Annotated in this window: 16 protein-coding genes; 5 read left to right on the forward strand and 11 right to left on the reverse strand. The window is 70.9% G+C overall.

Going from position 1 to position 9,773, the window contains the following annotated elements:
* Positions 1 to 573 (reverse strand): chromate transporter (locus tag VM840_07895; GenBank protein HVL81496.1); only part of this gene is annotated, 573 nt, incomplete at its 3' end.
* A gap of 25 nt (positions 574 to 598) precedes the next feature.
* Between VM840_07895 and VM840_07900 the strand changes: the two genes are divergently transcribed.
* From VM840_07900 to VM840_07910, 3 genes are all read left to right on the forward strand, one after another.
* Positions 599 to 985: a thioesterase gene (locus VM840_07900; GenBank protein ID HVL81497.1), complete on the forward strand. Its 387-nt coding sequence runs from the start codon at positions 599 to 601 to the stop codon at positions 983 to 985.
* The gene (locus tag VM840_07905) at positions 985 to 1,767 is read left to right on the forward strand and encodes an enoyl-CoA hydratase-related protein (GenBank protein ID HVL81498.1); all 783 of its coding nucleotides are present in this window, start codon (positions 985 to 987) and stop codon (positions 1,765 to 1,767) included. Before VM840_07900 ends, VM840_07905 begins: the two co-directional genes overlap by 1 nt.
* A gap of 68 nt (positions 1,768 to 1,835) precedes the next feature.
* On the forward strand, positions 1,836 to 2,351 hold the full coding sequence (locus VM840_07910) for a CHRD domain-containing protein (protein HVL81499.1): 516 nt from the start codon (positions 1,836 to 1,838) through the stop codon (positions 2,349 to 2,351).
* A gap of 132 nt (positions 2,352 to 2,483) precedes the next feature.
* Here the strand turns inward: VM840_07910 and VM840_07915 are convergent, their stop codons facing one another.
* Positions 2,484 to 2,963 (reverse strand): hypothetical protein, encoded by a 480-nt coding sequence (locus VM840_07915; protein HVL81500.1) that lies wholly within the window; start codon positions 2,961 to 2,963, stop codon positions 2,484 to 2,486.
* Between the two features lie 115 nt (positions 2,964 to 3,078).
* Here VM840_07915 and VM840_07920 point away from each other — a divergent pair, with 115 nt between their 5' ends.
* A complete protein-coding gene (locus tag VM840_07920; GenBank protein HVL81501.1) occupies positions 3,079 to 3,912 on the forward strand; it encodes a L,D-transpeptidase in 834 nt (277 codons plus the stop codon).
* On the forward strand, positions 3,909 to 4,523 hold the full coding sequence (locus VM840_07925; GenBank protein HVL81502.1) for a hypothetical protein: 615 nt from the start codon (positions 3,909 to 3,911) through the stop codon (positions 4,521 to 4,523). The genes VM840_07920 and VM840_07925 overlap by 4 nt, the downstream gene beginning before the upstream one ends.
* 2 nt (positions 4,524 to 4,525) lie before the next feature.
* On the opposite strand, the gene VM840_07930 is transcribed toward VM840_07925, so the two are convergent.
* From VM840_07930 to VM840_07970, 9 genes are all read right to left on the reverse strand, one after another.
* Entirely contained in the window at positions 4,526 to 5,092 is a 567-nt protein-coding gene (locus VM840_07930; protein HVL81503.1) for a hypothetical protein, read from the reverse strand.
* A 10-nt stretch (positions 5,093 to 5,102) separates the two neighbouring features.
* Positions 5,103 to 5,645: a hypothetical protein gene (locus VM840_07935; GenBank protein HVL81504.1), complete on the reverse strand. Its 543-nt coding sequence runs from the start codon at positions 5,643 to 5,645 to the stop codon at positions 5,103 to 5,105.
* Between the two features lie 71 nt (positions 5,646 to 5,716).
* On the reverse strand, positions 5,717 to 6,223 hold the full coding sequence (locus tag VM840_07940; protein ID HVL81505.1) for a hypothetical protein: 507 nt from the start codon (positions 6,221 to 6,223) through the stop codon (positions 5,717 to 5,719).
* 40 nt (positions 6,224 to 6,263) lie between these two features.
* Positions 6,264 to 6,830, reverse strand: coding sequence for a hypothetical protein (locus VM840_07945; GenBank protein HVL81506.1), 567 nt, complete (start codon positions 6,828 to 6,830; stop codon positions 6,264 to 6,266).
* A 39-nt stretch (positions 6,831 to 6,869) separates the two neighbouring features.
* Positions 6,870 to 7,364 (reverse strand): 1,2-phenylacetyl-CoA epoxidase subunit PaaD, encoded by a 495-nt coding sequence (gene paaD, locus VM840_07950; protein ID HVL81507.1) that lies wholly within the window; start codon positions 7,362 to 7,364, stop codon positions 6,870 to 6,872.
* Between the two features lie 29 nt (positions 7,365 to 7,393).
* Positions 7,394 to 8,257: a 1,2-phenylacetyl-CoA epoxidase subunit PaaC gene (gene paaC / locus VM840_07955; protein HVL81508.1), complete on the reverse strand. Its 864-nt coding sequence runs from the start codon at positions 8,255 to 8,257 to the stop codon at positions 7,394 to 7,396.
* Entirely contained in the window at positions 8,250 to 8,603 is a 354-nt protein-coding gene (locus tag VM840_07960) for a hypothetical protein (GenBank protein ID HVL81509.1), read from the reverse strand. The genes paaC and VM840_07960 overlap by 8 nt, the downstream gene beginning before the upstream one ends.
* Position 8,604: 1 nt before the next feature.
* Positions 8,605 to 9,531, reverse strand: coding sequence for a 1,2-phenylacetyl-CoA epoxidase subunit PaaA (paaA, locus tag VM840_07965; protein ID HVL81510.1), 927 nt, complete (start codon positions 9,529 to 9,531; stop codon positions 8,605 to 8,607).
* A partial coding sequence (locus VM840_07970) for a TetR/AcrR family transcriptional regulator (protein HVL81511.1) occupies positions 9,528 to 9,773 on the reverse strand: 246 nt, incomplete at its 5' end. The genes paaA and VM840_07970, both read right to left, overlap by 4 nt.

The following is a 9,773-nucleotide window of genomic DNA, read 5'->3' on the forward strand; positions in this document are numbered from 1 at the left end:
TCCCCGCCGGGCGAGCATCTCCACCACCCCCGCCACCACCAGCACGAGGGCGAAATGCGCTCCCGCGAGGCTGGCGGCGAACGCGAGGACGGCGATCACCCACAGGCTCGAGCCGGTCAGGGCGTGGCGGCCGATGACGGCGGCGCCGCGCACGACGAGGGCGATCACGGCCGCCTGCATCCCGGCGAACGCGCCCTGCACCCCGTCGAGCCGCAGCCCGAACCGCACGTACGCCCACGACAGGGCGAGCATGAGCAGGAAGCCCGGGAGCATGAACCCGAGCCCGGCCAGCACACCCCCGGTCCGCCCGCCGGCGAGGTGACCGAACCAGACGCAAAGCTCGTGTGCCTCGGGGCCGGGCAGGGCCTGGTACACGGCAAGCACGCGGTTGAAACGCTCGCGGTCGACCCAGCGCTCCTCTTCGACGAGCTCCTGGCGGATCATCGCGATCTGCGCGACCGGCCCGCCCCAGGCCAGCGCTCCGAACCGCAGGAACCGCAGGAAGAGGCGAGGGAGCGGCTCGCTCGGGCGGTCAGGGGTCACGGCGCGCATCGTCCCGGCCGGCCGGCGCACGGTCAAGCCGCCGTAGGATACGCGCGTGTCGCGGGAGCAGCCGCCGGTCGGGGAGGAGACATCCCTCGAGGTCGAGGTGACCGAGGAGATGCTGGTGAACCTCGCCGGCCGTCGCATCCACCCGCTCTACTCGACGGTCTCGATGGTCGAGCACATGGAGGTCGTGTCGCGGATGCTGATCGAACCGCACTTCGCCGAGGGCGAGGATGCGACGGGGTACGCGGTCTCGGTGGTCCACGAGCGGCCGGCCCGCGTCGGCGATCGCCTCCGGGTCACGGCCCGCCTCACGAAGATCGACGAGCGGGAGGCCGAGACGGTGGCGGTGGTCGAAGGTCCCGCCGGCCGGATCGGGATCGGAACCCTCGTCCAGCGATACATCCGAGCCGGCCTGTTCACGGAAGGGAGCGGCTGATGACCTACGAGCAGATCACGGCGACGCGGGAGGCGGGCGTCCTGTGGCTCCGGATGAACCGTCCGGACAAGCTGAACGCCCTCACCACGACGATGAGCCACGAGCTGGAGGACGCCGTCCGTGGAGCCGGCTCGGACGACGAGGTCCGGTGCGTCGTGCTGACCGGCGAGGGCCGCGGCTTCTGCGCGGGTCAGGATCTCGCGGAGGTCAGCGGGGAGGACCGCCCCGACATCGCCGAGCACCTCGCCGACACGTACCACCGCCTCGTCCCCACGATGATCGCGCTTCCGAAGCCGATCGTCGCAGCGATCAACGGCGTGGCCGCCGGCGCGGGGCTGTCGCTGGCCCTCGCCTGCGACGTGCGTCTGGCGAGCGACGCCGCCCGGTTCACGCAGGCGTTCGTGAAGATCGGTCTGATCCCCGACTCCGGCGGCACGCACCTCCTGCCGAGGGTCGTCGGCTACGCGAAGGCGCTCGAGCTGTCGATCACCGGGGACCTGATCGATGCCGCCGAGGCGCACCGCATCGGCCTCGTGAACCGGGTCATCGGGGCGGAGGGGTTCGCGGACGAGGTGCGGACGTACGCCGAGCGGCTGTCCGCGATGCCGACCCTCGCGATCGGCGAGACGAAGAAGCTGATGCTCGAGGCGCTCACCCTCGGCCTCCCTGAAGCACTGTCGCGCGAGGCCGCCGCCCAGTCGCGCATGGGCAAGACCGACGACCACCAGGAGGGCCTCCGAGCCTTCTCGGAGAAGCGCGACCCGGACTTCCGCGGGAAGTAGCTCCCTCTTGCCCTGGTTGGTCCGCTAGACGTAGGCTGACCCGGTCCGCGACAACGGGAGGGAGCCTCATGAAGCGCCTCGTGCCTGTCCTGCTGGTCTTCGCTATCGCACCCGCCGCCTTGGCTGCGCCGCGTGGAGCGAACTTCGGCACCCACCTGGGTGGAGACGAAGAAGTCCCCGCTCGCGCGACGCTCGCGCAGGGACAGGCGACCTTCCACCTCAACGCCGACGGATCTGCGCTGAGCTACCGGCTCATCGCGTCGAACATCGAGAACGTCGTCGCCTCCCACATCCACCTCGGCCCCCAGGGAGAGAACGGCCCGGTCGTGGCCTTCCTGTACGGGAACGTTCCTGCCGGCGGCGGGCGGACCGACGGCGTCCTCGCGACCGGAACGCTGACGGACGCCAACCTCGTCGGGCCACTGGCGGGACACACGCTGTCGGCGCTCGTGGATGCGATCCGCGATGGCAACGCGTATGTGAACGTCCACACGAACGACGGCGTCGCTCCCACGAACACCGGGCCCGGCGACTTCCCGGGCGGCGAGATCCGCGGCCAGATCGAGGTCCACGGGAGAGCGTGACCGCTGACGACCTGCTGATGTTCAGCCGGTGACGGGATCCGGGATGGTGCACCTGTCACCGGCGGTGGATCCCGAGACGACCCTCGGCATCTCGAGCGCCGTCCTCGTGGTCGCCATCGTCTTCCCGGCGCTCTAGCCGGCGAAGTTCACGTCGTCTTCGGTGAGTCGCGCCGGCGGCGAGGTGGGAGGGTCGCCTCCACCACCGTTCCCGCCCAGGACCCGATAGCTCGACGGCTCGTAGTCGAAGCCAAGGCCGGGGCCGCCGCCGGGGCTCCGGCAGAGGGCGCGCAGCGGGTACTCCCCCGGGTCCAACCCAGCGGGGATGACGAACTGGCCGCTCCAGTCGCCCTCGTCGTCGGCCATGTACGTCTGCTGGACGCGCGGGTCGAACGGGTCGCCGTTCTCCTGGAAGAGCTCGACCACGGCCTCACCGGGTACGAGCTGGTCGCCCGGGTTGACGCGGCAGAGCGTTCCGGACACCTGGATCGTGTTGGGTGACGGACCCTCGCCGGGGCTCCGCTCCCAGGTTGGCTCTTGGCCCCCGGCGAAACCGGGGGCGGCGCTCGTCGCCAGGAGGAGCAGGAGCGCGAGGACGATCGGGCGGCGAGGCACGGGTGATCCCTCCTTGTTCTTCGACTGGGCCTGGAGGGGAAGTTCTGCGAATCTAGCAGGGGCCGGACGGAACACGCAACCTCGCCACGGCGGAGGTCGCGTACCATGGCGCGCGATGGGCAAGCACCGGCCGACCCGGCCTCCCGGCCCCCGACAGGTCCCGCGGCTCGCGCTCTCACCGCGGGTCATCGGGACCCTCGTCGCCCTGACGCTTGTGGCCGGAGCGACCGACGTCTGGATGCAGCGCCGTGCCAGGCAGGCGAGCGGCGCCGTATCCCCCGCCCGCGCCGCGACCGCGCCCGAGACGCGCACGGCGGTCGCGCCGCCCGTGCAGGAACAGCCGGTGAGCCTGGTGGCCGAATCGACCGTCCCGCTCGTTCGGGTCCACGGCTCCCCCGAGGGGAAGCTCACGCACCGGCTCGCGCACCCGACCGAGAACGGCGTTCCGCTCGTGTTCCTCGTCCAGCGGCAGGATGACGGCTGGCTGAAGGTCTACCTTCCGGTCCGGCCCAACGGGAGCACGGGCTGGATCCGAGAGCGCGACGTCGAGCTGACCCAGCACAGCTACCGCATCGTCGTGCGGCTCAAGGATCATCGGCTCCTCGCGTTCGAGGGCGGCGGCGAGCAGGGGCGGCTGATCCTCGCGGCCGACGTCGGCGTGGGAACGGCGAACACGCCGACGCCCGGCGGGACCTACTACATCAAGGAGCTCCTGCGGCCCCGCGATCCGAACAGCGTCTACGGGAAGTACGCCTACGGGCTGTCGGGGTTCTCGAACGTCCTCCAGACGTTCCGCGGCGGGCCCGGGGTCATCGGGATCCACGGCACGAACGACCCCTCGAGCATCGGGAGGGACGTCAGCGCCGGCTGCATCCGGATGCGGAACCGCGACATCGCGAAGCTCGTCAAGATCCTCCCGCTCGGCACCCCGGTGGAGATCCAGGAGTGAGGCGACTCCTCCTGGTCGCCGCGCTCGTCGCGGCCGGGTGCACGCGCGCGGACACACCCGAAGCGACCCCGACCGCGTCGCCCGAGCCGCTCCCGCCCAACAACCTCTCCGCCATGCAGGCCCTCTTCGGCCCCGACCTCGAGCGGTTGGGCCTCCGGTTGACGCGCACCGCGCTGATCGACACGTCCGAGGGCCGGTACAGCCCCTCCCCGGAGGGCAAGCACCTCGCGATGTACGCGGAGCCCATCGAGCCGTACACGAGCGAGCGGTACGCGAGGAACATCGTCCCGCTGACGAAGATCTTCGTCCCGACGGTGTTCGAGCGCTGGTCGGAGCTCGAGTCGTTCGACATCTGCCAGGAGCCGATCGCCTCCGACGAGCCGGAGCCACCGCCGGTGAGCCAGGTCAACCTGACGCGCGAGCAGGCCCAGGAGATGGACTGGGCGAACCTGACCCTCGAGGGCCTGATCCGGGCGGCGATCGACGAGCCGTCGGAGGAACTCCGGGTGCTGATCAGCCGCAGGGTCCAGCGCTCCTCGACCTGGCGATCCGCGTACCGCGCCGTCGCGGGAGACGGGGCGGCGGGATCGACCGGCCGCCCGGGCTACTAGTACTAGCCCGTGAAGGTCGGCTCGAGCTCTACCGGGCGGTCCGGCCGGCGCTGCGCGATCACCGTGTAGGAACGCGGCTCGTACTCGAAGATGAACTCCTCGCCCTGCCCGAGGACGGAGAGGCCCGCCGCGAAGGGGCCGCCGTTCAGCTCTCTCTCACAGATGGCGTACAGGGGGTACTCTCCCGGCTCCAGCCCAGCGGGGATCGGGAAGAGGCCGAGCGCCGCGCTGCGCCCTGCCCCCCAGTCGCCCTCGGCATCCGCCTCGTACTCGTGCACCACCGGAGGGTCCAGCGGATCGTGTGGCGCCTCGCGCTCCCGCAGCTCGACGCGGACGGTTCCCGGGACGAAGATCGGCTCGATCGGCTCGCCACCAGCGAGCAGGGAGCCGGCGAAGATCTCCTCGCCGCACTCTCCCCCCTCTTCGTTCCCCACGACATGCGACGCATTCGGGGAGGGTCCCTGCTCCGGAGCGTTGAACCAGTTGGGGTTGAACCCGCCCGCTCCTGCCGGAAGCGTCGCTGACACGGTCAATGCGAATAGGGCCGCGAGCGCCTGGAGCCACCTCATCACACGCATCCTAGCCTGTGAAGGTGGGCTCCACGTCCACCGGGTCGCCCGGCTGGCGCTGCCCGATCACGGTGTACGAACGCTCCTCGTAGTCGAAGTCGAGGCCTCCGAGGATGAGCGGGGCCCCACCGGCGGAGGCCGGGGCGCTCGGGAAATCGCACTCCGCTCGGAGCGGATACGTGTCCGGGTCGAGACCAGCCGGGATGGGGAAGTCCCCGCCCCAGTCGCCCCCCGTCTCGTCAGCCGGATACTGCTCGTCGGCGAGGATGACGTCGGTGTCGGGGTCGTGCAGCGTGACCGTGACCACCCCGGGGATACCGACCGGGCCTCCTTGCTCGCCGCCGAGCACCGTCAACCCGCCGGACTCGATCACCCCGATCCGGATGAAGCATCCATCGCCGGCGACCTCGTGATCCGGGTTGGGCGATGGGCCCTGGGTCGGCGAGTTCGTCCAGTCTGGCTGAGGGATGGCTCCCGCACCGACCGGGAGCGACGATCCTGCCGCGAGGCCGAGGACCAGAGCGGCAACAGCGAACATCTTCAGGCGGGTCACGTGGAGCCTCCTTCGGTTGGGCCGACAGTCGGGACCCTACCAGCCCACGCGACCCCCCGACAAACGGCGGCTCAGCCGGTGAAGGTCGGCTCGAGATCGACCGGGTCGCCCGGGCCTCGCTCGCCGAGCACACGGTAGGTCCGGACCTGCTGGTACTCGAAGTCGTCATCAGGGCCCGGACCGAACGCCGACACGTCGCATCTCGCCCTCACCGTGTAGGTCCCCGGCGCGAGCCCTGCCGGGATCAGGAACGTCCCCTGCCACCCTCCGTCCTGAGTGTCCTCCGCGGGATAGCTCTGCTCAGGGCCGATCGGGTCGTCGGGGTCGTCTTTGTCGAAGAGCTGGACGTAGGCCGTGCCGCCCACGTACAGGGGGGGACCGGCAAGGATGATCCCCGCCGCATCGGACAGGAAGTCCTGCGCCTGCGTGCTACACCGGGTCGCGGAGACGGTCACAGTATTGGGCGACGGCCCGTGATCCGGGTCTAGCGGGAAGAACTGCGGCACGACGGCCCCCGCCCGGAGCGAGCCGGCGGACAGCACGACCAGGGCCACCGTCGCTAGCACGATCCTCTTCACGTCCTCCTCCTCGGTGTCATCGAGCGGTCGCCGTCCGGCCTCAGCCGGTGAACGTCAGGTCGTCGGTCCGGACCGGATCATCGGGTCGGCGCTGTGCGATGACCGTGTATGACCGCGTCTCGTAGCTGAAGAGGAAGTCGGGGACCTGGCCCAGGACGATGCCGCCGGCGGAGAACGGCACCACCTCCTCGCTGGCGCAGAGCGCGCGGAGCGGATACTCGCCGGGCTCGAGACCCGCCGGGATGGGGAAGGCCCCGTGCCCGGCGCCGCGGGTGGCCCCCCAGTCGCCGTCCGCATCCGCCGCGTACTCCCGCACGACCGGAGGATCGAGGGACTCGTCCGGCGCGTCCTTGTCCATCAGCTCCACGACGACGCGTCCGGGAACGATCTCGCGGCCACCCAACAGCGTGATCCCCGCACCTCCGAGGCCCTGGGCACACTCCCCACCGTCCTCGTTCCCGACGACGTGCGACGCGTTCGGGGAGGGTCCCTGGACCGGCTCGTTGAACCAGTTCGGGTTGGGCGTCCCCGCTCCGGCGGGAAGCGTGGCGGCCACAGCGACCACGAGCAGACCCGCGAGCATCATCGACCATCGCCTGGCGCGCATCCTCACCCTCCGTTCGATCGGCGGACCGGCGGAATCCTATCAGCGGCGGCCGCCACGGTCCTTCTGCTTGAAGCCTTCGAAGGGGTTGCGGCAGGCCGAGCAGAAGTGCTGGGCGCGGCAGGGGGTCGGCCCGAAGGCGGCCTCCATCGCGGTCTCGCGGGAGCCGCAGTAGGGGCAGGCCACGGCCTGTGGCTTGCGCGTCAGCGGGACGACGACGGGGGCGGCGGTGCGCTCCCAGTGCGGGGCGATGCCGAAGCCGCGCAGGGCTTCCTTCCCCGCCTCGGTGATGCGGTCGGTGGTCCACGGCGGGTCGTAGACGAACCGCACGCGGACCTCGCGGTCGCCGGCGACATCCCGCACGGCCCTCGCGGCGTCCTCGCCGATGATGTCCTTCGCGGGGCAGCCGACGAAGGTCGGCAGCAGGTCGACCTCGACGGCGCTGTCCGTCACCTCGATGCGCTCGATCATCCCGAGGTCGGCGATCGAGCAGGCCGGGATCTCGGGGTCGGGCACGGCGGCGAGGGCCTCGCGCACGCGGTCCCGGAGGGTACGGGTCGCGGTGGTCACCAGGTCGCTCCCGGCACGGTGCGGTGCAGCATCGTCATCTCGTCCCACAGCGGCTGGAAGTCCTCGGAGTGGCGGCCGCGGCGGCCCCCCTCGCCGGCGAAGCGCCCGACGTGGACCCAGCGGCCGTCCCGCCGCTCGATCCCGGGAACCTCGAGCGATACGACGTCCTCGGCCTCTCCCGAAGAGGTCGGGACCATCTCGCCGACCCGCGTGTGCGAGGTCAGCACGTAGTCGAGCGAGACCTCCTCCAGCTCCGACCCGAGCTGCGCCAGCCATTCCGCCAGCATCTCCTCGTTGGAGCGCGGGAGGAGGCCTTCGGCCACGAGCTCCTCCTCCGACGGGAGCTCCTCGAAGAGCGCCAGCGCTTCGCCGACCGCGGCCTCGAGACCGCGCGCCAGCCTGTCGCGGGCGGTGACGGGCCCCTCGGCGAGGCGGCGGAACCAGGCGTTCGCGTGCTCGAGGTGGTAGCGCTCCTCGAGGCGGATCACGCGCACGGCGTCGGCGAGGTCCTTCCAGCTCGAGGACTCAAGGACCCGCGTCCGGACATCGTCGGCGGTGTCGTACAGGTAGTGGCGGGCGATCGTGTAGCCCCAGTCGCCGTTCGGGCGCTCGCAGATCACGGCGTTGCGGTAGTCCCGCGGCTCGCGGCCGAGCGCGAGCTCATCGGGGGTCCGGCCGGCGAGCGGCTCGGCCAGCTCGTACAGCAGACGCGCGTGCGCCATCTCGTCCTGTCCGATCGAGGAGAACGCGATGTCCTCCTCGAGGTGCGGCGCCCAGCCGGTCCACTCCGAATGCCGGTGGCCGAGGATCAGCTCGTCGTCGGCGAGCGCGAGCAGGAGGTCGAGGCGAGGGTCAGCCATGGGAGGCCTCCTCGCGCGGACGGTGCGTCGGCGGGCGCGGGCGGTCGATCACGAGGCCGCGCTCGGCCATCGCCCTGTGCACCTGCTTCAGGCGCGCCCCCACTCCCGCGTAGCCCTCGCTGCGGCGGTACGAGCGGTCGATGATCCCACCGATGCCAACCGTGTCGGTGGCCTCGTGGATCTCGTCGCTGCCCTTCGCGCGCAGGGCGTAGTGCTCGGCCTCGCCGTGCCTGAAATGCGTCTCGCGGGCGAGGAGCATCGCCATCTCCAGGTCGCCGGCCTTGACCGCGCCGGCCACCTCCCACTCCCCGGTGCGGGAGCGCTGGAGCACCTCCCAGACGCGCATCTCAGACCGCGACCTTCGGGATCCCCGCGAAGACCTCCCGGATCCACGCGTGGTGATCCCAGATCTCCTTGCGGCGGGTCAGGCGCTCCTTCGTCTTCGGGCCGTTGCCCCGGACGACCTGCCAGAACTCGTCCCAATCCGGGTCGGACCAGATCCACTCACCCTTGCCCTCGTCGTAGCGCAGGTCGGGGTCGGGGACCGAGATGCCGATGTCCCAGAGCTTCGGGACGTAGGTCGTGAAGAACTCCTGGCGCAGGTCCTCGTTCGAGCGGGTCTTGATGCCCCAGTAGAGGAGCACGTCCTTGTCGGGCTTCGACGGGGGGCCGAAGAAGTGCATGATCGGCCTCCACCAGCGGTTCACGGCGTCCTGGAACATCTCGCGCTGCTCGGGCGTGCCGCTGACGAGCTCGAGCGTGAGCTCCTCGCCGTGCCGCAGGTGCACCGACTCCTCGGCGCAGATCCGCCGCATCACGCGGACGTACGGCAGGTAGGAGCAGTCGAGGAGGGCGCGCTGGGTGACGAGCGCGGCGCCGTCGATCAGCCAGCCGATCACCGCGACGTCGCCCCACGACTCGGCCGGGTAGTGGAAGACGTTGTGGAACTTCGTGCGGCCGTTCACGAGGTCGTCCCACATCTGCTCGCGGGACTTCCCGAGGTCCTCGGCCACGCGGTACAGGAGCTGGCCATGGCCGGCCTCGTCCTGGACCTTCGCGGTGAGCGAGAGCTTGCGCTTGAGCGTCGGCGCGCGCGGGATCCACTCGCGCTCGGGGAGGCAGCCCATCACCTCGGAGTTCGCGTGCATCTCGATGAACTTCAGGAGGGCCTGGCGGTACTCGTCGGGCATCCACTCACCGGCCTCGATCTTCTCGCCGGCGTCGATGCGCGCCTTGAACGCCGCGGTGCGCTCCTCGTAGGTGGTCGTCGTCATGCCGTCTCCTTCCGGGTGTCCTCGGCCAAACCGGCCAGGATGAGGTCGGTGAAGCGGTCGGCGAGCTCGTCGGGGCCGAGCGCGCCGCCAGGGTCGTACCACTGGTACATCCAGTTGGCCGCCGACAGGATCAGCAGGCGGGCGAACCGCGGGTCGGTCGAGCGGAACGCCCCGGCGGAGACGCCCTCGTCGACGATGTGCGCCCAGAGGCGTTCGTACCGCTCCCGGAGCGCCCGGACCTC

It is taken from the genome of Actinomycetota bacterium, assembly GCA_035540895.1.
Taxonomy (GTDB): Bacteria; Actinomycetota; JAICYB01; order JAICYB01; family JAICYB01; genus DATLFR01.

Bases quoted from the DNA above. Each gene is read 5' to 3' on its own strand.
- VM840_07945 (HVL81506.1), bottom strand. From the start codon at position 6,830: ATGCGCGCCAGGCGATGGTCGATGATGCTCGCGGGTCTGCTCGTGGTC.
- VM840_07930 (HVL81503.1), bottom strand. From the start codon at position 5,092: ATGAGGTGGCTCCAGGCGCTCGCGGCCCTATTCGCATTGACCGTGTCA.
- VM840_07960 (HVL81509.1), bottom strand. From the start codon at position 8,603: ATGCGCGTCTGGGAGGTGCTCCAGCGCTCCCGCACCGGGGAGTGGGAG.
- VM840_07910 (HVL81499.1), top strand. From the start codon at position 1,836: ATGAAGCGCCTCGTGCCTGTCCTGCTGGTCTTCGCTATCGCACCCGCC.
- VM840_07905 (HVL81498.1), top strand. From the start codon at position 985: ATGACCTACGAGCAGATCACGGCGACGCGGGAGGCGGGCGTCCTGTGG.
- paaC (HVL81508.1), bottom strand. From the start codon at position 8,257: ATGGCTGACCCTCGCCTCGACCTCCTGCTCGCGCTCGCCGACGACGAG.
- paaA (HVL81510.1), bottom strand. From the start codon at position 9,531: ATGACGACGACCACCTACGAGGAGCGCACCGCGGCGTTCAAGGCGCGC.
- VM840_07920 (HVL81501.1), top strand. From the start codon at position 3,079: ATGGGCAAGCACCGGCCGACCCGGCCTCCCGGCCCCCGACAGGTCCCG.